A 20,633-nucleotide genomic window follows, 5' to 3' on the forward strand; every position below is an offset into this window, starting at 1 on the left:
ATAATGTTCTCAAACCCAAAATTTTGCCGTTTTTGCTCAGGCGAAACCATTGCGCTGAGTGACCACGCCATCACACCGATTTTTAATCAAACTTTTTTCAAAATGTTTGCGCTCAAGCATTTTTTGAAAAGGCTTGTGGGCAAGCTATTTTTTTGAAAAGACTTGCATTCAAGCAGTTTATTACAAAAGTTGCCTTTTTAAGAAAGGTTTTTACCTTTTCAGAAGACATAGCTTTAAATCTTATTGTAGATTTACGTGTCATCAAAAGGATGACAACTATACCACATGGACACTATAAAACTTTTGATTCTCAAACATCCTCAGCACATGAGAATTTTAGTGCCCTTAAATATCCATCTATACTATTTTTAAAACGAAACCGGAGTAAACACATTTTATGTCTTTCTTGACTAATTTTCTTCTTGGGCTTGGACTTGCAATGGATGCATTTGCAGTTTCCATGTCAAGCGGAACCACAATAAGACCCTTTCGGCTCAATGATGCGCTTAAGCTGGCTTTCTTTTTCGGGGGGTTTCAGGCTTTTATGCCTGTGTTGGGCTGGCTTGGAGGGAGTGCAGTAAGCGGCTTTGTCTCAGATTATGCTCCATGGATTGCTTTTGGGCTTCTTGCCTTTATTGGAGGCAAAATGATTTACGAGGCTCTTTACGGAGATCCCGATGGAAAGGTAAGTTCCCTTAATTACTCGATACTTTTTGTACTCGCAGTCGCTACAAGCATAGATGCCCTTGCTGTGGGGATAAGTTTCGCATTTCTAAATACGCCTATTCTTGAACCTGTAATTATAATAGGCTGTGTGACCTTTTTCATGTCTTTCTGCGGAGCAGTCCTTGGATACAGAATAGGTCATTTCTTTGAGCACGAAGTCGAGATTATAGGAGGTCTTATTCTTATCGGGCTCGGCATAAAAACCCTTGTCGAGCACATGTTTTGAATCTGAGATTTCCTAAATCTGAAAAACTTACGCCAGATTCATATACTCCAAATTACAGATGCAGTAGCATGAAACTGGCTGTAATCGAAGGTGATGGGATCGGCAGGGAAGTAATCCCTGCAGCTGTTAAAGTCCTTGACGCTTTCGGGCTTGAGCTTGAGAAAGTACCTCTGGAGCTAGGCTACACTCGATGGGAAAAAACAGGGACTGCAATGTCGAGTGACGATCTGGAGACTATAAAAGGATGCGATGCAGTTCTTTTTGGAGCCGTTACCACTGTGCCGGACCCAAGTTACAAAAGCATTCTCCTAACCATCCGAAAGGAACTTGATCTTTATGCCAATATTAGACCTATAAAACCTCTTCCCGGCATAACAGGGGTTACCGGGAGAAGCGACTTCGATTTTATTATTGTAAGGGAAAACGCTGAAGGGCTGTACTCTGGGATTGAGGAAATAGGACCTGAGTTTTCCTGGACAAAACGAATAATAACACGAAAGGGCTCCGAGCGAATTGCCGAATATGCCTGTAAACTTGCTAAGGGAAGGAAGAAAAGGCTGATAATTGTTCATAAATCCAATGTCCTGAAATCTGACAAACTTTTCCTTGATATCTGCAGGCAGACGGCAGCAGCTCGCGGAGTAGAGTATGAGGATATGCTGATTGACTCAATGGCTTACAGCCTTATGATGCATCCTGAAAGATATGACATTGTGGTTACAACTAACCTCTTTGGGGATATCCTGAGTGACATGTGTGCAGCTCTTGTAGGAAGTCTCGGCCTTGTCCCGAGCGCCAATATAGGAGATAAATATGCCTTCTTCGAACCTGTGCACGGAAGTGCACCTGATATTGCCGGAAAGGGCATTGCAAATCCGCTTGCTGCAATTCTCTGCGTAAAAATGCTACTGGAGTGGATGGGAGAAGCAAGATTTCAAATTATAGACGAGGCGATAGCCCATGTGCTTCAACAGAAAATTATCACTCCTGACCTCGGAGGAACAGCCAGCACAATGGAAGTCGGAAACGCGGTTGCGGAGTATGTGAGGAAAAATCTGTAAAAACTCAGTAGTAATACTGGATATGCCTCCTGCCGGAGGGGAATTTTTAATATTTTAAACCCTCTATTATTATGAAGAGCAGTTAGATTTCTATCAAAATAGACTATCAAAATAGCTGCGCTTAAATTCTGATATGTCACTAACGAATGAGTGGGGGTTTCATTCTGCGTCAGTTTTTCGATGTCTCATTGCTTATTACGGAAGAAATGGTTGTATACCCGGGAAAGCCGTCGCCATCTATTCAGAGGTATGCTTCTATCCCGAGAGATAATGTAAACGAATCTATTCTGACTCTGGGAAGCCATACAGGTACTCATGTAGAATCCAGACTGCATCTTCAGGATGGTAAAGAAAGTGTTGCTGACTTGCCTCTTGATCACTTTTATGGAAAATGCAAGGTTTTTGATCTTATCCATGTGGAGAACGAAATCCACAGCCAGGATCTTGAAACATTTGATATCCAGCCAGGAGACATAGTGCTTCTCAAGACCAGGAACTCAACCCTGGGGTACGTTAAGTTCCTTGAGAACTATGTGCACCTTAAAATGGACGCAGCTGAATACCTCGTCAATGCCGGAATTAAAACCCTAGGCTTTGACTACCTGAGCGTTAAAAAGCCTGACGGGGACGACGAAGTCCGTGAAATACTTATTAACAATACAACTTTGTTTTTAGGACTCAACCTTGCCGGTGTCCAGGAAGGGGAGTATACATTCTTAGGTTTGCCTCTACGTATAAACACGGACGGAGCTCCGGCTAGAGTAATACTTGTTAAAGAGTAATACTTGTTAAAGAGTAATACTTGTTAAAGAGTAATACTTGTTAAAGAGTAATACTTGTTAAAGAGTAATTTCTTTTATAGCAGGATAAAATCTTGAACGGTAAACAGTAAAGCAGACAAAAATGTTGAAAATATAAAAGCTTAAAAATCTATAAAATATTCAGGTACCAAAAGGGTCTAAAGCATATATCAAAAAAGTCAGAAGTACAATTCTTCTATTACGTGAAGCCCTTCAGGTTCATATTGTTTTTTCTCTTGTTTTAATTTGATACTTGAGTTATTTTTCAGGTTTCATATCCCTTTTTTTGGACTTGCTTTCCCCTGTTTGATTCCTCTGGAATGTTTGTTTATATTCCCTGAAAAGTTCGAACTGCTCATAATAATGAGTTCTCTCGATTATCTCTTCAAAAAATTCGTTCATGCGAATTCCCCCTAACCCACATAGATATTTTTCTTAACCCAAATAGATATTTCTCTCTAATACTTATAAATATTTGCCATTGACGCACTGGATGCTTCTAAAAATATTGTGAAGCGTTAACCTCAGAATTTACTATGGGACAGGGGAGGAACTTGCAGAAATGGAACCAGTTGAGAAGTGAGTCTCTCCGCCTTTAACTTCATTACTATTATCTCATACTTCTGATTTTTTTCTGAATTTCTTGAATTCTTCTAAAATTCCTTTTTCTTGAAACTTACTTCTCAACGTTCCATTTCTTTAGAGTCTTTGCAGCAAGCTCACAACTTTTTGTTATGTGAATCAAGTTACTCTCAGCTGGCAATCAATAAATTAAGCCTTACGTAATATTCATTGCTGGAGCTTTTAGTTTAAGTGTAGCCATATCTCCAAAATGTTCGGAGAGACCTGTGTTCCTGTAACTTTCAAACTGCTCATAGTACTGCGCACGTTCGACCAATCCTTTGAATATTTCCTCCATTGTATTCACCTCTATTCTCAAAAAGTACTTCAGTATTTATTAATCTCAGCCTAGCAGGGTGAAAGTATTTTTGGAGGATCTGCTGCAATGATTTCCAGGCTTTACGGCTACTGAAGCTGAAAGCCTTTTCTGGATATTTTCAAGAAATAGAGAACATAAAGAAAAAAAATTGTTAAAAGGAAATAGTAAAATTCTTATTATATTATTTTTGTAGCATCTGCAAGCTTTTCTCCAAGCTTTTTCCATCTTACAGGTTCCTTTCCTTATGGCTCGTACTTTTACCTGAAGTCCGGGCTCAAATATCTGGATTCCTGCCTTTTGAGATCCTGTTCTATGATTTTCACCGATTGTGCAGTAGTGATAATCCCTTTGCAGTAGTGATAATCCCTTTAAAGTCCCTGCAGTTCAGTCTAATACATATACTCATAGCCACTTCAGGCTTTTCAGGTTTGCATCCTGAATCTGGTAATCTCATCCAGGAAACTGTCAATTAGCTCGTAATGCCCTCTCTCATAACCTGCAAGCATTTGGAAGAAGTTTCTCAGGCTTTCGTCTTCAACCCTTTTTGCGACTTCAGTATAGAAATCTTCACTCTTTCTCTCGTGCCTCAGGGCTGCAATAAGGATGCCCGCATCTCCAAGCGTAACCTCTCCACCTTTTGTACGTCCCAAGTCAAACTCAGGGGTAAAAGATTGACCGCTTGGAATCTCCGTACTTACTACGGGCAATTCTTTCTTATCCCGGTATCTTTCAAGGTAACCAAGGTGTGTTACCTCTTGATTTGCCAGGTACTCATAAAGCTCCTTAAATTTAGGGTCTTCCATTAAAGCAGCTTTACTCAGGTAGAAGTCCCTTGCTTCTTTTTCTCTCTCAATCGCCAGAGCTACTGCTTCTTCAATTCCCTTGAGCTTTTTTACTTCCTCCACTACACTTTGATATGCGCTTTTCATATTTACTACCCCCTCCGATTCTTATTTTTCCAAATCTCCCCATTTTTAAGTCTTACGTCCCGGTTTCTTTCTTGGTTTCTTTCTTAGCTTTAGTTTTCTTTCGCTCTCTCACCTTCACAGTTATATCTTCAGTAGGCCGTTCGAGTCCAAAGATATCATAGATCTCAAATGGACTAGAGAGCACTGTAATATTTTCCATTTGTGCAAGTTTTTCCGAATTTGTAACATCTACTTCGCGCATTCTAAGCTCAAAGGCTTTGCCGCTAGGAGCAGCGGTTTTTACACTCCCCCTTTTCTGGTCTACTGGCAGGATGAAAATTGGTGTTTCTCCTTTTGCAGTCTGAGAAACTGCATTTGTAACAAGGGTGTCTGCAATCCCATGCACTATCTTTGCCACGGTATTGGCAGTTGCTGGGGCTACCAGCAGGAAATCGTAATATCCCATCTGCAGCGGGCCTGCAATAAATGGGGAGTTGGGACCTGCATCGACTTTGAAGTTAGGAAAATCGGTCTGGATTTTGTCCCAGAGATGATACCATTTCATTACGGTCTCGCCCTCTTTGGAGAGAAAAACCATCGTTTCAACCCCTGTTCGGTTCTTAATATCTACCAGAATACTGTAGGTCTCAATCATCTGGTCTCCCGAACCTGTTATTCCCCATGCTATTCGCTTAATTTCCTTATTTAAAGGCTCTACCAAGATAACTTCCTCCTTAACTGATTTGTCAAACTCTGAGTTTATTTCTTTTTATGATTAACCTGAATTCCGAAGACACCTATCTTTCCAGAGTTTACATTATTTGGCTGCTTTTTGCGGCATCTCAGATGACAGGGGTTCGGATTCTTCTGAAGAAGCTCTTCTTACAAGTTGGGTTGTCTGGATAAGCTTTTTCAGGGTTTTTCTGAGGCTTCTCATGCCTTCAGAATCCTCAGATACACCTTCTGCTCCTTTGTCCTTTGACCAGAACGTTCCCCCCAGGTTCGCTCCGAAAGAACCCCCTCCCACAGGTATCATTTCATTGATCACATAAAAGTTCAGGATAGTCTGGATTGCCGGCTCCTGTCCTCCCATCCTGTCTCCTCCGTCAGCTATGCCCATCCCTACTTTATTCAAAAAAATTTTGGGATTTTGGGCAAGTACGGCTCTGCATCTATCCATTATTGTTTTGGTTTGAGCACTCAATGTTCCCTGATAAACCGGAGTTCCAATAATCCAGGCGTCTGCCCAGATCATTTTGTCATAAAGTTCAGCTGAGATGTCATCCTTATGAACACAGCCTTCCTTTGTTCTTATACAGAAGTCGCAGTGGATGCAAAAGTTCAGCTTTTTTCCTCTGACAGAAAAGTAATAAGTTTCTGCTCCATATTTCTCCTCTGCAATCTTGAGCGCTTCCCGGACCAGAAAATCAGTCGCCATATTCCTGGGACTTCCGGATATTCCGAGAATCCTTATCGGTCTGGCTTCGGTTTCTTGCATGTCCCCTCCAAATTATATATCAGACATAACCGAATATACCTTGTATGCTGGTATGGCATTCGGACAAATAATTCTATGCCTGAACAGTTTTATTACATAATTTTCCAGTTTTTAACTTTGCAGGAAAACTGTTTGAATTTCATTTTAAGAGGCTGAATGCGGAAATGTATTCTGAATGTGGGCTTTTCATATACTTTTATAAATATATTCTGCTACTTCCTTAAGAAAGGTTACCTACAATTTAGACATTATGTTGAAACCTGTGGAATCATACGCACATATCTTCGCCAAAAACAGTGTCTATACATTCGCGGCACATCATCCTGGGAAGCCCTTTTTTTAGATTCAAATTAGGCAGCGGATATCCCCCTTTCATGGGAAACTCAACCTCTTTAATATGCTCCATACATAAACCTTTACCGCAAACAATGCATACACCAACGGCTTCGGTATCTTTACTCTTCTCAAAGCAATCGTAACATTTCAGCATATAATCACCTCAGCATACCTCGTTAAATAGACAGTTTTCCTTCAGGGCTTGATGACAGGGAACACATACAATCCTTTTAATATGCTCGAGGTCGGGTTTTAGCTTGATAGGATAATCCCCCTCCCAGGCAGGAGTTTCTTCATGAATAAGATGCTCTTTGCAGACTCCTCTTCCACAGACAATGCAAATTCCAACAGCATCAGTATCTTTACCTTCTCTTGCGCACTCATAACATTTCATTGTTCTTCCCTCTAAATCTAAAAATATTCTTACTCCATTTCAAATTTAAAAGCATTATAAACACTCTTGTGTTAGTTCAAAGGAAATTCTCACCTGTTTCTTTATATGAGTTATCTCCCCCTCTGCAGCAAACGAAATTCAGTTTCAATTCTTTTCTCGACAATTTCGCTACCGTTGATCTCACAAAGGGACCTTTACTCTTTAGCAAGCACGTCCCCTGACCAGTTCTCCTCTTCTTCTCAAAACTATTTTTATCTGGCAGTCTATTAACTGCTGATCTTTATCTCCAATATACACAATAACATTTCATTATTTATTATTATCTCAAAACTGTTACAGGAAAATTGCAACGAATATTCTAAAAAAAGCCAGGCAACGGTTAATATAAAATTGCAGAATGAAATCAACTACAAAGCAGGCAACTTTTAAGCCTGATCTCAGGATCTTTTTAAAATAAATGGGTTTGACTCTCAGGTAATGAGCTGAGAGTTTTCCAATAAATTAAGTTCCTTATCCACAGTTTTCAATTCTGTTGTCGTGGATATTTACATTAGTTTCTTTTGTGTTTATACGTACTACTGCAGGGAAAGGCAAATCATGGAAATAGTTACCAGAGGCTTCTATGTTCTTAAGAGTTCCCTGTAATTCCAAACCAGCGTATCCACCACCAGATGTAGTACACTCATTGTTTATCATTACACCATCGGTAACGGAATCGAACCTAACGGATGAATTAGTCCGGTTAATAAATTTAGAGTTCTTAACTGTAATGCCGTTTACATGATAAGCATACACACCATCGTGACCACACTTGTTTACAGTTACTGTGTCGATCATGACGTTGCTGGATTTTGAAATAAGCATGGCGTCGTTACACCCGTTCTGGAATGTCATGTCCTGAATTGTTAATCCATTAACGCCTATGAGTGTTGCCATATTGTAGGAGGAAGTTCCAAGCCTGACGTTAGGATAATGGTCTGATTGACTGCCATCAACAGTAAAGCCTCTAATTGTAATGTCGTTTGCAGAACTGCCTCTAATCATAAGCATGGCTTTCTTTTCTGCAATGCTGCTCTCGCGGCTGCCCCAGAGGGGTAGTCCTTTGGCAAGCTTAATTGTTACACTGGAGTCTCCTTCAAGGACTGTGCTGCTACCGATTCTGAGAGAATCACTTATATCGTATGTAAATGGACCTTTAAGGTAGACAGTTGTGCCAGGGTTATTTGCCGCAAATTCGAGAGCCTGGTTAATCTCGACGTCGTCGGCTTTCCCATCAACATTATAGTCTCCGCTTCCGTCTCCTGCAACAGTTATTACCTTTGAACTCTGTGTGCTCGCAGCGCCTAAAGAAGCTGGTACAGTTGTTAAAATAAAGCATGTTACCAGGAATAGGGTTCCTAGTTGTCTTTTAAGCATAATATCACCTTTGGGTTGGATTTTTATGGGGATTTAAGTGAAATTAAAACACGTACAGTAAGGTACTTTTTCCCAATTGTCTTTAAAAATTCATATTACGTGCTCGTAATACTTACTTTTCCGAACTAATCTAATCAGGTAGGGATTTTCGAATTCTTTAACAGAATTCCCTGATCAGGTCGGCTCTATACTGGTATGTTTCCTATTACGTCTGCGTAATATTTTCGAACCTATCCAATCCGGTTCATTTGATTTAGTGGGTTCTTTTGTTTTAGTGGGGCGTACACATTGCACACAGAGTCTCCACTCTCCAATCACTTATAGGGAGTAGTCACTGGAGGTGGCTGGAAACTAGAAGTTTTGGATTACAAATCAAAACTTGCTACTGACCACAGGACGCATCCTTCTGGTCAATACTTTCTGTTTACTTATAACGGTCTTTTGCCACAGGTCAACTCTACTTTTAAAAAGCTGTTATTCAGCATTGTCGAATTCCTGAGTTGACACACAGGCTTATGCAGTTCTATTATAAAATGTTTTTGGCACTTTGTAAAATAAGTTTTAACAGTATGTCGTTATTTTGGTATCCTATAATGTTTAAGATAATAATAAATTGAATTTTCACAATAGATCTCAAATCAGCTACATTATTAACTCCATAAGTGTAGGTTTTTATTCAAAAGAAAAAGGATACGATCATATATCCAGATCGTCTAAAAAATGGTCAAGAACGATTGTTAAATGTAAACTTATAATTGTACTAATTAATCTAAAAACGTATTCGGTAGACGTGCTGCCGCAAAAATAAATGTTCTGGGCATTATTCGGGAGTCTCTGAATCGGAGTTTATCTTACCTTAAGACAATTGTATATTTTCCAAAACTTTAATGGAGAGCTTTACAGAGTAAAAAGGTAGTTAATTGCTGGACAATTCGATCTTTTGGTTGGAATTTTCAGCAAAATATTTCTGTCGCTTAATTTTATAAAAGAGTCCTATCACTTTATTTTATAAAAGAGTCGATTAAAATTCAGAAAGGTATTGCTTGATAATAAGGATATTTTTGAGCATGTCATTGGGGATATCGGCACATGCCGTTTTCCAATATAAACCTTTTGCTAGCTTTGGTAAAAATAAATTCTTTTAAAAATGCCTTTTCCCGCTTTGTCTATCCAGGCATGTATGATTTGAAAGCGAGGCTACTAATGTGGTTTTTAGGAAAGATTTTTAAGGTTTGGTTAACTTTCTTTAATGGCTGGAGTTTGAAAAAACTCCAGTGTGAGGAAAAATGAGGAAGGTTTTTTATCATATAAGTTTTATATAATTCGTTTAATACAGTTAATTATATATAGATTCTTAAATACTGTTACTTGAATTCTTAAGATTCATAATTAATATCTATTGTTAATGGGTATTAATTATTTCAAAAGTGATATATTGGGGACAAAAACGAACCCATTATTTAAATAAACAGTACTCAGGAGTAACTTGAGATGAAGTTCGGAATTGAATTTGTGCCTAGCGATCCTGCCTTAAAGATCGCATATTACGCAAAGCTTTCAGAACAGCAGGGATTCGACTATGTCTGGATCACTGACCATTACAACAACCGTGATGTATACTCCACTCTCACCATTCTGGCTCTTAACACAAACAGTATAAAGATCGGCACTGGTGTTACAAATTCCTACACCAGAAATCCCGCAATTACAGCATCCAGCATTGCCTCGATTGCTGAAATTTCAGGTGGAAGGGCAGTCCTCGGTCTCGGTCCAGGAGACAAAGCAACCTTCGATGCCATGGGCATTGCATGGGAGAAACCTCTTGCAACCACCAAAGAAGCTATTCAGGCAATCAGAGCTTTCATCTCAGGCCAGAAAGTATCTATGGATGGGGAAATGGTTAAGTTTGCAGGTGCAAAGCTTGCCTTTAAAGTTGGAGAGGTTCCCATTTACATGGGTGCACAGGGTCCCAAGATGCTCGAACTTGCCGGTGAGATTGCAGATGGCGTCCTTATAAATGCATCCCACCCGAAGGACTTCGAAGTTGCTGTCGAGCAGATCAAGAAAGGAGCTGCAAAGGCAGGCCGTGACCCGAAAGAGGTCGATGTTGCAGCATACACCTGCTTCTCAATTGACAAAGACCCTGCAAAGGCAGTCAATGCCGCAAAAGTCGTTGTTGCATTCATTGTTGCAGGTTCTCCTGACCTTGTTCTTGAGCGCCATGGAATTCCAGTTGAAGCCAAGAGCCAGATAGGTGCAGCAATTGCCAAGGGAGACTTCGGAGCTCTCATGGGCGGACTTGTAACCCCCCAGATGATTGAGGCTTTCTCCATCTGCGGAACTCCTGAGGACTGCATGAAGAGAATCAAGGACCTGGAAGCAATCGGAGTTACCCAGGTTGTTGCCGGATCTCCGATCGGTCCTGACAAAGAAAAAGCAATAAAGCTTATAGGTAAAGAAATCATTGCAAAGATGTAATTTTTATTACATCCTTCACAATATTTTTTATTTTTTGTATTTTTTAAAAAACATTTGTCCTTAAGGCAAGCAAATTAAGGCACTGGAGGTAACTAATGCCACCACCAAAGATTGCAGAAGTCATTGAATATGACGTATGCGCAGCCTGCGGAGCATGCGAAGCCGTGTGTCCTATAGGGGCTGTAACTGTAAAGAAGGCGGCAGAAATTCGTGATCCGAATGATCTGAGTCTTTATGAGAAAGGAGCTGGATATCTGGTTTGTGAAGGTTGTTTAATCTGCAGTAGAATCTGTCCGGTAGTAGACGGTTTTATTGAGAATGAGCTTGCAAATGTACGCAAGTTTTTTGCTGCCAGATCTAAGGACAGTGCCGGTAGCCAGGATGGAGGAGTAACCAGCGGTATCCTGAAAACTCTTTTCAATAAGGGTGAGATAGATTGCGCCGTCGGAGTTACTCGAAACGAGAAATGGGAACCTGAAGTAGTTCTATTGACAAGTGCTGAAGACGTAGAGAGGACAAGAGGAACCAAATATACCTCTGACCCAGTCGTTGCAGCTCTTAGAGAAGCCTTCGAAAAATATGACCGGATTGCTGTTGTCGGTGTGCCCTGCCAGGTTCATTCTGCAAAACTTATCCGGGATAACGTAAGCGAAAAAATTGTACTTATTCTTGGATTACTCTGTATGGAAAGTTTTCATCAAGAGGCAATGCTTGGAAAGATAATTCCTGAGATCATGAAAGTAAAGATCGAGGATGTCACAAAGATGGAGTTTACCAAAGGTAAATTCTGGGTCTATACTAGTGACGGTGAGGTTCACACTGTACCTATCAAGGATGTGGCTAAATATGCACGGAACCCCTGCCATCACTGCTGTGACTATACTTCGGTCTTTGCCGATATTTCAATAGGTTCTGTCGGAGCTCCAGATGGGTGGAACTCGGTCTTTATAAGAACAGAGATCGGAGAGAAATACTTCGATATGGTTCTTGATGAGATGGAAATTATGGAAGACCCCAAGCCAGGTCTCGAACTTGTCGGAAAGCTTATTGATACGAAGCGCAAAAACAATGCTGAATATTTTGCGGAAATATGTAAGAAGTTCACCTTTGAGACAGGGATCCGTAACGAAGTGGTCTAAAACTGTGATATATGAAAAGATAGTCTGTGCATGGTAGGAGGTTGGAATCCGGGATGGTGCGAGCTTTTTATATTGGACGTTTTCAACCGTATCATTTCGGGCACCATGCTATAATTAAGCAGATTGCGGAAGAAGTTGACGAATTGGTCATAGGCATAGGAAGCGCCCAGAAAAGTCACGAACCCACTGATCCTTTTACGGCAGGGGAAAGAGTGTTGATGCTGTACAATGCGCTTGAAAATCTCCCTATCCGACACTATGTTCTCCCCATTGAAGACGTCAGATATAACTCTATCTGGGTTCATCACGTTGCATCCCGAACTCCAAATTTTCAAGTAGTGTACTCAAACAATCCACTTGTTATTCAACTCTTCCGAGAAGCCGGGTTTTGCGTAAAGGAATCCCCCCTTTATGTTCGGGAGAAATATTCTGGCACGGAGATCCGGAGGCGGATGGTTGCAGGGGAGAAATGGGAACACCTTGTTCCAAAACCTATTGTGGAAGTCATAAAGGAAATTGATGGAGTAACTCGCTTAAGAAATGTTTCTGCCAGTGATAGCACTTCTTCGCTATGAATGTACTCTGCATATCAGATTTTGCATTTAGTGACTTAACGCTGTTTATCAGTCTCTAAAAAAGTTTACAGCCTTTTCCTCCCTCTCAATGTAGCTAATTTTCACCTTTATTTTTTCTCTACAGCTTTCTTTACTTTTTTCATCTTTTCCTTACTCTTAGCTTTCTTTAATGAAAAACTCTTTTTCACTCTCATTTTAAATTTTTTAGATAAGTGTTAGATGTAAACAGTATGACTTATATCAAAGAGAAAATTTTTTATAAAAGAAAACCCTATCTCTACTTGTGAACTCTTGAAACTTTTTCACACAAATATAGGCTCAATTCCCATGTGTTCTGTTACAGTACGTTTCAACTTTTAACCTAAGTTTTAGATACTAGGTTAACTGCTGCAATCGATATTGTAACTCAACACATTGGTAAGTGACTATATTTCTGGAAAAGTTAAAGATGCATAAAATTTCAAAACTGACAATTTAAAATTAAACTGTTAGTTGAAATGTATTGAAAAACTATCACTCAATCATATGAAATATACTTCCCTGATAAATCGGGGGGTTTATCTGGAAAAGTATATTTTCATTGCCATTGAGAATCGGATTTAAAAACCAATCTCTTTGAAATTTTTTATGGTTGAGTGTATACTATGGAGGATGTATTATGAGAAGAACCATGTTTAAGACAATTTGTGTTATCACGCTGGTCTTCTTTGTCATGTCTATGACAGGAGCAGCCGCAGCGTGTTCTTCATGTAGCAAGTGTAAGGTAAAGACAGACGCAGTAAACGATAAATTTACAATTAATTGTAAATCTAAATCTTACTGTAATAACGTGCTGAAGAATGACAAAGGATGCAACCTTAAAGTTGTTAAACCTGGATGCTATGATACCAAACTGGGCGGTAAGATCTGTATTCAGAGTAATGGTAAATTCTGCTACACAAAGCCAGCAAAGTGCACTAAAGCTTGTACTGACAGTTTCAAATACTGTATAAAGGGTAAAGATGGAAGAACCGATTGTGCAACAATTACCTTTAATATCAACTGCGACAGCTGCTCAAAGTGCACTTCTGTCTGTGCAAAGAACCCCACTGGTTCAGCATGCAAAAGTTGCAAGTGCTAAGCACTTTTAAGGGAAAAGGAAGTTTTAATCTTCCGGGGTCTGATCCCCATATTCCTTACTACTTTTCTTTAAAATGAATTTTTTTAGGAAAAAAAGTTTTATCGAAAACTTTTCAGGAAAAAAGTTTTATCAAAAACTTTTTAGGAAAAAGTTTTTACCAAAAAAAGTTTTATCGAAAACTTTTCAGGAAAAAAGTTTTATCAAAAACTTTTTAGGAAAAAGTTTTTACCAAAAAGGCAATTTATGAAAAGATCAATCAACGAGGTCAATCCAGTCAATTGATCCAGGTTTATACTCTAATAGTTCTTCCTCACTGCCGCTTAAAATGTGTTCTATGATTTTTTCTATATCCTGTCCCGTTTCTTCAATGCTTTTGCCTGTCGTATTGATTTCAAAAACTTTTTCACACCATTCAAAGGCTTCAACTAAAATTACATCGAGAGCTTCAGCCTCAACATTCTCCTTTATCTTTTCTTCTGAATAACTTCGCGCTTTTAACCTTATTTTTAGTTCAGGAGGATATAACCTGAGTACAATTACAGTATCCGCAATGTAATGAGCAAGATGACTTTCAAGAATTATTACCTCATCTTCCTTTCCACTAATAATCTCTGCAAGACGCTGCCTGATAAGTTCCATATCTGCAATGACAGCGTCCCTCTCCTTATCAATCTCAGTGTAAAGATGCTCTTCTTTGATGAGGTCGTTAAGATGAATTACTTTCCAGTGCCTTTTTCTTTCAAGAAAATTGCTAACTGTGGTTTTTCCAGTGCCCGGTGTACCGGTGAGTCCTATTAACATAAAGAAAAAAATGGATTTATATCAATTATACTTAATGCAGCTCAGAAAACGAGAGCAATGTTAGTGATTATATCCGGACCTGCGGAATTTTTTGCTTCCTCAAGCCCTGAAATTTAAGTCCTAAAATTTAATGTGCCATCTTTTCAGGGTTCCTTAAAGTTTGGTAAAATATAAAAACGTTTTTTAAAAAGTTTTAAAATTCCTAAATCTTTGGATTAATTTGTTATAATCACCTGCCAGGGAACGAATTTAATTCCCTAACACCAGACCGGTTTCACTCTTTCAAAGTTCCTACAACAGGAAAGTCCTTAAATATTTCAGGCCCATGAGGCGCCTCATCCATTTCTTCAGTAAGGTCTCTTCCTGAGTCATGCAGTCCCTGGTGGACGCCACCTTCCCATAGATAACTGTCTGAAACATCATAGACTTGACCTTGATAGGCAACATACATCTTGCCGTTTTTGCCGTTGTACTCTGCAAGTTCTTCAAGTGTATATTCTTTCATTTCCATGCCTCCATTCTAATATTTAACAGTTAATTAATTTAACAGTTAATTGGCGGTAACCTCAATTATACTTTATTCATACATTTAGCATTTTTAACATCTCATTGACCTCAGTAGTAGGAAGCTGACATTCATAATTCTGGCAGACGTATACAGTGGCTTTTCCCTCTATAGGAGTCTGGTCTTTCGTATATGTTGCCAGATTTGTAATCTCTGGATCTTTTCCTTCAGGTCTGAAAACCAGCACTTTATTGGGGATAAAATAAGCCCTGAGTTCTTCGAGTATACGCTCCGTGTCCGCAGACTCACGCTTTCCTGCAATTACTACCTGATATGTAGGACCCAGCCCAAAATCAAACGCTGATAAAAACTGGGTGTACCCTGATGGCATTTTCTTTATGTGTTTTGAAAAAGCACGTCCCAGCTCCTGAGCTTTATCTTCTAACTCAGGATCTGCAGTCACTCTCGCAAGTCGAAGAAGGTTCAACATCTCAATGGAGTTACCTGATGGTATGGCTGCATCAGCAAATTCTTTTTTCCTGAAAATAAGTGATTCACTATCGTCTGCGGTAAAGAAGAACCCACCCTGAACAGGATCCCAGAAATGTTCAAGGAATTCCTTATTAAGGCAAAGGGCTGCTTTAAGATAGCGAAGTTCGAATCCTGCCTCGTAAAGATCCAGAAGTCCATTAATCAGAAATGCGTAGTCATCAGCAGTCCCGGGAATTCCGGCTTCCCCTTCTCTATATCGGTGAAGCAGTCGTTTATCGGGACTGTAGAGCCTGCTGAGAATAAAATCTGCAGCATTTGCGGCAGCTTTCAGATACTTTTCTTCCCCAAAGGCCTGGAAACCTTTTGCAAAAGCTGTAATCATAAGTCCAGTCCAATCTGTGAGAATTTTGTCATCTTTTGCAGGTCTTTTACGTTTATTCCGGGCTGCAAGAAGTTTTTCTTTAGCTACTTCTATCCGATTCTTAATCTCGTCTGAGGGAACTCCCATCTCGGCAGCAATGGTTTCCGGGGGGCGGGACAAATAAAGAATATTGGTCCCTGTCTTTTTACCTCTTATTTCCTCTTCAAAATTACCTTCTGGGCTGAGATTGAACACCTGTGTAATCAGCTCGGATTCTTCAGGACTAAGCACACTACTGATTTCCTCTAAATTCCAGAGATAATACTTTCCTTCCTCTCCATCTACGTCGGCATCTTCTCCACAGTAAAATCCACCTTCCGGAGATGTAAGATCTCTTAGCACATAGCCGAGAACTCCCTCTGCTGCTTCTTTATATAGGCTCTTTCCGGTAGCCTGATAGGCTTCTATATATGCGGTCGCAATAAGAGCCTGGTCGTACAGCATTTTTTCAAAGTGAGGAACAATCCACATATTATCTGTAGAGTAACGATGGAAACCCGAACCCAGATGGTCATGGATTCCTCCCCTGTACATGTTTTCCAGGGTGTATTCTACCATATGAAGAGCTTCAGGATTTCCGCTGCGTTTCCAGTAACGGAGCAAAAAGAATATTTTATGTGGTGTAGGAAATTTTGGGGCTCTCTGAAAACCACCGTATTCATTATCAAAAGAATTCAACAATTCTTCATAAGCTTCTTCTATTATAGTCTCCCCTATGCTCGCTCCCGCTGACTCTGTGATCATATTCTGGATAGAAGCCGTGATTTTTTCAGCCGAATCAAGTATTTCTTTATTTTGCCTTTTCCAGATCTCCTCTATCCTGGGCACGAGCTCAAGCATTCCTGTCTGGTTAAAACGGGACTTTTTAGGAATGTAGGTTCCGGCAAAAAAAGGTTTCATGCTTGGAGTCATGATAATATTAAGCGGCCAGCCCCCTCTTCCTAACATAATCTGGCAGACTGTCATATAGACATTGTCAATATCAGGTCGTTCTTCCCGGTCTACTTTTATGCAAACAAAAGCCTTATTCATGAGTCTTGCTACTTCTTCGTCCTCAAAAGACTCATGTGCCATCACATGGCACCAGTGGCAGGTGGAGTAACCAATTGACAGAAAAATAGGTTTATTTTCTTTTCTGGCTTTATCAAAAGCCTCTTCTCCCCATGGATACCAATCCACAGGATTATAGGCGTGCTGGAGAAGATAAGGGCTCTTTTCATTTATCAGGCGGTTAGGTTTTCTGTATTCTTTTCCCAGTAAAATCCCTCCGGCTTTTCTCAGGTTTCTTCTTCCCGCCAGTGAGTTTTCTGTCGTTAGAAATTTTGGTTCTCCCTGCACCTTCCCTGGTCAGTATTCTGGCAGCTATCATTGCCTGTACGCCTGAAGGGCATGTAACCACAATTTCTTTGTCTCCCACGTTTTCAGTTTTCAGTAATTTTAAATTATACTGAAGATGATCCTGAGCCGTAATTACAGGTGTTATACCATTTGATCCCTCATCCCTCTGAAAGTAAATCTTTAAGGGATGCGAATTTAACTCGCTAACAGTATCCATTCTAACTCCCCAGGTTTCTAATCTATCTCCAGATACCCTTCTAAACGAAATCCGGCTCTGGAATTAATTAGTCTATCCCTAATATTTATGATATTCTTTCCAAGGCATTTTGTAAGCCTGTAATCTGAAAAATTCGATACAGCTAAATTTCCCCACTTTAAATACTCATCTCCTCAATATCAATATATCGGTATTCAGGGAGATTATTCTTATAATATCTTAAAAAGTCTGGACGGCTGCTTTAAAAGTAATATAGACAGAAAAGATAGACAAAAAACTTCTCAAATGTATCATTCTTTTTATTTTGAAATTTCTGCATTCAAGTTCCTGAAAGAAATATATTTAACTGTAATAAGATTATTTCAAATTGCTTGCAATAAAATTATAATTTGTAGAATATTTCAGGAAATCCCCTGCCTTTTTACTGATTGGAGCTGTCCAATCTCTTCGAATTTTTCCCCACGGTTTCCTATTTTCAGAAAATTTACAACTTTTGAGGCTCTGTATGATTGTTCCAGTTTTCTTTCAGCTTTTCTGGCTTGATATACTCGAATAGAGCGTAGAAGATCGATTTTTCGAAACTCTGGCCAGAAAGGAGCACAGAAATAAGCGGCACATTCACTCCCGTTAGCCTGCCAGGGAAGGAAATTTGAAATCCTTTCATCTCCTCCAGTTCGGATAATGAGGTCAACGTTCGGAACAGAAACTCCCGGGGCAGGGTAAAGATGTTTTGAAATAAGATTTTCATCTACCTCCTCAAGGGAGAGTTTTCCATTGGAAATACAACTTGCAATATCACGGACTGCTTGAATTATATCCTGCCTGCCTCCATAGGCAATAGCAACGTTAAGGTGAAATTTCCTGTAGTTCTCCGTAGCTTTTTCTGTTTTTTCAATCGACTCATTAAGAAAAGCAGGTAGTTTTGACCTGTCTCCTATGACGCGGACCTGTATCTCCTGTTCATGTGTTCTTGGGTCAGAGTAGAGTTTCAGGAACTTCTCGTTGATAAGGTTGAAGAGACCGTCAACTTCCTCTTCTGAGCGTTGAAAATTTTCCGTAGAAAAGGCGTAAAGAGTAAGCTGCTTTATTCCTATCTCATAGCACCACTCAATTACCTTTTCAGTAACTTCTGCCCCCATTGCATGCCCGTAACTCCGAGTCTTTCCCAGCTGTCCCGCATACCTGCGGTTCCCATCCATAATCACAGCTACATGATGTGGAATTTCTGAGTTCAGAATGTCTATCTCGAGTCTTTTCTCATATTCACGATAAAATATACTGAAGACGCGGTCTTTCAAAAAACGAAGTCCCGCTCGCAAGATTCTGCTGTTCCAGGACATTTCTTTTAAAATTTTTATACGCTTTCCTCCTTAATATACGACGGATATGAGAAGTACCCGCGTAAACTTCTCTCCAATGGAACCTAATTACCTTCTCTTACTCAAGATATTAATATTTCTTTTGCTTAAGAAACCTCTTTATCGTAAATGTAGTTTCATATGCAGTCTTAGACAATTTAATCAAATTTAATAAGTCTCTACTTAATTCTTTCTTGAAAATCCTCTAAAATGACTATCAGAGTGAACCTTGGCAAAGAGAAATACTCTTTTATCCTCTATAAAATATGCAAAAAGTTTATTACTCAGATAATCTATCTATTAGTTGGGTAACGGGGTTAATTAGTGTAATGTTCACACCTCGATTTCATCCTTGATAAATTTCGTAAAGCTGCTTTTATCTCCGTTCTACTTATAATATTTTCATTCTTTATGATAACTAATTCTATGGCAAATATGGATTTTCCCATTTGTGGGAAAAGTTTCAATCAAAAACTGATCTGGATTGAATCTGAGATCAGCATGTGTGTAAAACTTAACGATTCGTATGGATATAATTTTGACAGATGCCCAGACAGTCAGTAATATATTCCAGACATACTTATCCAGAAACAGAGTCGGAGAGTATGCAGTTAGTCCTGAGGGGACTTTAGATTGGAAACGTATGGCAGACAGAATGTTAATCTGGAGAAAAATCAGTTTAGATCGGCCTATCAGAGTTCAATATGTTCCTAAACTGTTGCTTGGTCCTTCTTTCAAACACTCCCTCGATAACAACTATCATGCGATATATGATAGCGGATATGCAAGGATATACTTAGGAGTTAAAGCACTCTGAGTTTTAACATGCATATCCCGGAACAGGAAATCAAACTTCAAATGTAACCTGTTCTTGAGTATCTGACAGAACCACAACTAGCGTAATAGCAAAAATCAGCATTATCTGGAGTGATTGTGGTGTGCACAACTGGTCACATTGAAATAAATTCTGGAAGCCTCCAGATTTCTAATCTCTCAGTTTTTACTTCAGATTAAATATCCTTAAGCAAGATCGAAAACCTTCGGTCAGTCTATATATTTTCACTGTTTTAGCAGAACATGTAGGTAATTCGAAAATTCTCACTCAAAAACAGGTAACAATAAAAACGGCTCAGTAGTTTTCAAGCACGGAGCCGACAATGTTTTTGTAGTTTTCTTTAAGGGAATATACGTTGTGATCTCCGGAGACATTTATGCTCAGGATCCCGAGCCTTGTGTTCATAAGCCCGACCATAGCCGAGACTCCTCGGTAGCTTACCTCAAAATTCCCTTTATCCAGGTAATCGTAAACTTCACCGGTGGTGAACTTGCCTCCGGTCAGGAAGAGATTGAGCACAACCTTGCGTATCCCGCTTTCATCCCTACCGAGATACTTTATCAATCTCGCTCTTACCCTTTCTTCCGCAGTTTGCAGTTTCTGACACCTCAGTTAATGATTGAGTTATATTGATTTTGCATTATATTACTCACTATTCTTTTACTTATAAAAAATGTGCGACCTCCAAGTAGGGGCGCTAAGGAACGAATACCCTATATCCTTATCGTTTATATATTTTAGTATTGCTTTTTTCAATTATTTATATGAAGTATAAATTTAATATCAATATAAGAATTTCAACATACTGCTGACGGCGGTAAATAATCAAGGTTTTTTTTCAGATTTAAATTCCTCTATCTCAATGTTTAAGAAAGGGTGAGAATTGTAAAGTATGTTGAAGAAGTAAAAATTGTTTATACGATATTTACACTAAAATCTGGGCGTAAAGCACATATTTCTCGATCCCCACGCCCCTGTTCAGCAAACTCCCAGTAAAATTGATATGAGACAATATTCTTACTATAAGGATACAGGTGGACTGTGTGTTC

General features: G+C 39.4%; 20 protein-coding genes. 6 read left to right on the plus strand and 14 right to left on the minus strand.

The features are described from left to right. The first annotated feature begins 397 nt into the window (after window positions 1-397). The 3 genes from MSTHT_RS12635 to MSTHT_RS12645 all read left to right on the plus strand — a co-directional run bounded on the left by MSTHT_RS12635 (window position 398) and on the right by MSTHT_RS12645 (window position 2,795). On the plus strand, window positions 398-952 hold the full coding sequence (locus MSTHT_RS12635) for a manganese efflux pump MntP (protein WP_048168087.1): 555 nt from the start codon (window positions 398-400) through the stop codon (window positions 950-952). Between the two features lie 68 nt (window positions 953-1,020). Then, complete coding sequence (locus tag MSTHT_RS12640; protein WP_048168088.1) at window positions 1,021-2,013, plus strand: isocitrate/isopropylmalate family dehydrogenase; 993 nt, start codon at window positions 1,021-1,023, stop codon at window positions 2,011-2,013. A 146-nt stretch (window positions 2,014-2,159) separates the two neighbouring features. Beyond that, the gene (locus tag MSTHT_RS12645) at window positions 2,160-2,795 is read left to right on the plus strand and encodes a cyclase family protein (protein ID WP_048168089.1); all 636 of its coding nucleotides are present in this window, start codon (window positions 2,160-2,162) and stop codon (window positions 2,793-2,795) included. 276 nt (window positions 2,796-3,071) lie between these two features. Here the strand turns inward: MSTHT_RS12645 and MSTHT_RS14635 are convergent, their stop codons facing one another. From MSTHT_RS14635 to MSTHT_RS12680, 8 genes are all read right to left on the minus strand, one after another. Continuing rightward, on the minus strand, window positions 3,072-3,215 hold the full coding sequence (locus MSTHT_RS14635; protein WP_156149759.1) for a hypothetical protein: 144 nt from the start codon (window positions 3,213-3,215) through the stop codon (window positions 3,072-3,074). A gap of 376 nt (window positions 3,216-3,591) precedes the next feature. After that, the gene (locus MSTHT_RS14640) at window positions 3,592-3,732 is read right to left on the minus strand and encodes a hypothetical protein (RefSeq protein ID WP_156149760.1); all 141 of its coding nucleotides are present in this window, start codon (window positions 3,730-3,732) and stop codon (window positions 3,592-3,594) included. Window positions 3,733-4,175: 443 nt separating this feature from the next. Then, the gene (locus MSTHT_RS12655) at window positions 4,176-4,682 is read right to left on the minus strand and encodes a ferritin family protein (protein WP_048168091.1); all 507 of its coding nucleotides are present in this window, start codon (window positions 4,680-4,682) and stop codon (window positions 4,176-4,178) included. A gap of 52 nt (window positions 4,683-4,734) precedes the next feature. Next, on the minus strand, window positions 4,735-5,382 hold the full coding sequence (gene afpA / locus MSTHT_RS12660; protein ID WP_048168092.1) for an archaeoflavoprotein AfpA: 648 nt from the start codon (window positions 5,380-5,382) through the stop codon (window positions 4,735-4,737). Between the two features lie 96 nt (window positions 5,383-5,478). Then, on the minus strand, window positions 5,479-6,159 hold the full coding sequence (locus MSTHT_RS12665) for a flavodoxin family protein (RefSeq protein ID WP_048168093.1): 681 nt from the start codon (window positions 6,157-6,159) through the stop codon (window positions 5,479-5,481). Between the two features lie 268 nt (window positions 6,160-6,427). After that, window positions 6,428-6,649, minus strand: coding sequence for a DUF2180 family protein (locus MSTHT_RS12670; RefSeq protein ID WP_048168094.1), 222 nt, complete (start codon window positions 6,647-6,649; stop codon window positions 6,428-6,430). A gap of 9 nt (window positions 6,650-6,658) precedes the next feature. Beyond that, window positions 6,659-6,889 (minus strand): DUF2180 family protein, encoded by a 231-nt coding sequence (locus MSTHT_RS12675; protein ID WP_048168095.1) that lies wholly within the window; start codon window positions 6,887-6,889, stop codon window positions 6,659-6,661. Between the two features lie 510 nt (window positions 6,890-7,399). After that, on the minus strand, window positions 7,400-8,305 hold the full coding sequence (locus tag MSTHT_RS12680; RefSeq protein ID WP_048168096.1) for a right-handed parallel beta-helix repeat-containing protein: 906 nt from the start codon (window positions 8,303-8,305) through the stop codon (window positions 7,400-7,402). 1,491 nt (window positions 8,306-9,796) lie between these two features. Between MSTHT_RS12680 and mer the strand changes: the two genes are divergently transcribed. From mer to MSTHT_RS12700, 3 genes are all read left to right on the plus strand, one after another. Next, a complete protein-coding gene (gene mer / locus MSTHT_RS12690) occupies window positions 9,797-10,783 on the plus strand; it encodes a 5,10-methylenetetrahydromethanopterin reductase (protein ID WP_048168098.1) in 987 nt (328 codons plus the stop codon). 95 nt (window positions 10,784-10,878) lie between these two features. Then, the gene (gene fpoF / locus MSTHT_RS12695) at window positions 10,879-11,922 is read left to right on the plus strand and encodes a F420H2 dehydrogenase subunit FpoF (RefSeq protein ID WP_048168099.1); all 1,044 of its coding nucleotides are present in this window, start codon (window positions 10,879-10,881) and stop codon (window positions 11,920-11,922) included. 53 nt (window positions 11,923-11,975) lie between these two features. After that, window positions 11,976-12,497 (plus strand): nicotinamide-nucleotide adenylyltransferase, encoded by a 522-nt coding sequence (locus MSTHT_RS12700; RefSeq protein ID WP_048168593.1) that lies wholly within the window; start codon window positions 11,976-11,978, stop codon window positions 12,495-12,497. A gap of 1,372 nt (window positions 12,498-13,869) precedes the next feature. On the opposite strand, the gene MSTHT_RS12710 is transcribed toward MSTHT_RS12700, so the two are convergent. The 6 genes from MSTHT_RS12710 to MSTHT_RS12735 form a co-directional block, all read right to left on the minus strand. Continuing rightward, complete coding sequence (locus MSTHT_RS12710) at window positions 13,870-14,418, minus strand: adenylate kinase family protein (RefSeq protein WP_048168101.1); 549 nt, start codon at window positions 14,416-14,418, stop codon at window positions 13,870-13,872. A 274-nt stretch (window positions 14,419-14,692) separates the two neighbouring features. After that, window positions 14,693-14,923, minus strand: a complete 231-nt coding sequence (locus MSTHT_RS12715) for a cytochrome b5 domain-containing protein (protein ID WP_048168102.1) — start codon at window positions 14,921-14,923, stop codon at window positions 14,693-14,695. Between the two features lie 76 nt (window positions 14,924-14,999). Beyond that, entirely contained in the window at window positions 15,000-17,093 is a 2,094-nt protein-coding gene (locus MSTHT_RS12720; protein WP_048168594.1) for a thioredoxin domain-containing protein, read from the minus strand. Next, window positions 17,068-17,391 (minus strand): rhodanese-like domain-containing protein, encoded by a 324-nt coding sequence (locus MSTHT_RS14845; protein WP_148704387.1) that lies wholly within the window; start codon window positions 17,389-17,391, stop codon window positions 17,068-17,070. Before MSTHT_RS14845 ends, MSTHT_RS12720 begins: the two co-directional genes overlap by 26 nt. 401 nt (window positions 17,392-17,792) lie before the next feature. Continuing rightward, window positions 17,793-18,731 carry a polyprenyl diphosphate synthase gene (gene uppS, locus MSTHT_RS12725; RefSeq protein ID WP_048168103.1) on the minus strand — a complete coding sequence of 313 codons (939 nt, stop codon included), beginning with the start codon at window positions 18,729-18,731 and terminating at the stop codon, window positions 17,793-17,795. A 1,147-nt stretch (window positions 18,732-19,878) separates the two neighbouring features. Continuing rightward, window positions 19,879-20,148 carry a DUF2551 domain-containing protein gene (locus tag MSTHT_RS12735; RefSeq protein ID WP_048168105.1) on the minus strand — a complete coding sequence of 90 codons (270 nt, stop codon included), beginning with the start codon at window positions 20,146-20,148 and terminating at the stop codon, window positions 19,879-19,881. Window positions 20,149-20,633: the final 485 nt, after the last annotated feature.

The organism is Methanosarcina thermophila TM-1 (genome assembly GCF_000969885.1).
Lineage (GTDB): Archaea > Halobacteriota > Methanosarcinia > Methanosarcinales > Methanosarcinaceae > Methanosarcina > Methanosarcina thermophila.

What these genes read in the sequence shown, in the direction of transcription:
- MSTHT_RS12675 (WP_048168095.1), bottom strand. Translation starts at nt 6,889, where the DNA reads ATGAAATGTTATGAGTGCGCAAGAGAAGGTAAAGATACTGATGCTGTT.
- MSTHT_RS14635 (WP_156149759.1), bottom strand. Translation starts at nt 3,215, where the DNA reads ATGAACGAATTTTTTGAAGAGATAATCGAGAGAACTCATTATTATGAG.
- MSTHT_RS14640 (WP_156149760.1), bottom strand. Translation starts at nt 3,732, where the DNA reads ATGGAGGAAATATTCAAAGGATTGGTCGAACGTGCGCAGTACTATGAG.
- MSTHT_RS12665 (WP_048168093.1), bottom strand. Translation starts at nt 6,159, where the DNA reads ATGCAAGAAACCGAAGCCAGACCGATAAGGATTCTCGGAATATCCGGA.
- fpoF (WP_048168099.1), top strand. Translation starts at nt 10,879, where the DNA reads ATGCCACCACCAAAGATTGCAGAAGTCATTGAATATGACGTATGCGCA.
- MSTHT_RS12645 (WP_048168089.1), top strand. Translation starts at nt 2,160, where the DNA reads ATGAGTGGGGGTTTCATTCTGCGTCAGTTTTTCGATGTCTCATTGCTT.
- uppS (WP_048168103.1), bottom strand. Translation starts at nt 18,731, where the DNA reads ATGTCCTGGAACAGCAGAATCTTGCGAGCGGGACTTCGTTTTTTGAAA.
- mer (WP_048168098.1), top strand. Translation starts at nt 9,797, where the DNA reads ATGAAGTTCGGAATTGAATTTGTGCCTAGCGATCCTGCCTTAAAGATC.
- MSTHT_RS12635 (WP_048168087.1), top strand. Translation starts at nt 398, where the DNA reads ATGTCTTTCTTGACTAATTTTCTTCTTGGGCTTGGACTTGCAATGGAT.
- MSTHT_RS12710 (WP_048168101.1), bottom strand. Translation starts at nt 14,418, where the DNA reads ATGTTAATAGGACTCACCGGTACACCGGGCACTGGAAAAACCACAGTT.
- MSTHT_RS12700 (WP_048168593.1), top strand. Translation starts at nt 11,976, where the DNA reads ATGGTGCGAGCTTTTTATATTGGACGTTTTCAACCGTATCATTTCGGG.
- MSTHT_RS12680 (WP_048168096.1), bottom strand. Translation starts at nt 8,305, where the DNA reads ATGCTTAAAAGACAACTAGGAACCCTATTCCTGGTAACATGCTTTATT.
- MSTHT_RS14845 (WP_148704387.1), bottom strand. Translation starts at nt 17,391, where the DNA reads ATGGATACTGTTAGCGAGTTAAATTCGCATCCCTTAAAGATTTACTTT.
- MSTHT_RS12670 (WP_048168094.1), bottom strand. Translation starts at nt 6,649, where the DNA reads ATGCTGAAATGTTACGATTGCTTTGAGAAGAGTAAAGATACCGAAGCC.
- MSTHT_RS12715 (WP_048168102.1), bottom strand. Translation starts at nt 14,923, where the DNA reads ATGAAAGAATATACACTTGAAGAACTTGCAGAGTACAACGGCAAAAAC.
- MSTHT_RS12655 (WP_048168091.1), bottom strand. Translation starts at nt 4,682, where the DNA reads ATGAAAAGCGCATATCAAAGTGTAGTGGAGGAAGTAAAAAAGCTCAAG.
- MSTHT_RS12640 (WP_048168088.1), top strand. Translation starts at nt 1,021, where the DNA reads ATGAAACTGGCTGTAATCGAAGGTGATGGGATCGGCAGGGAAGTAATC.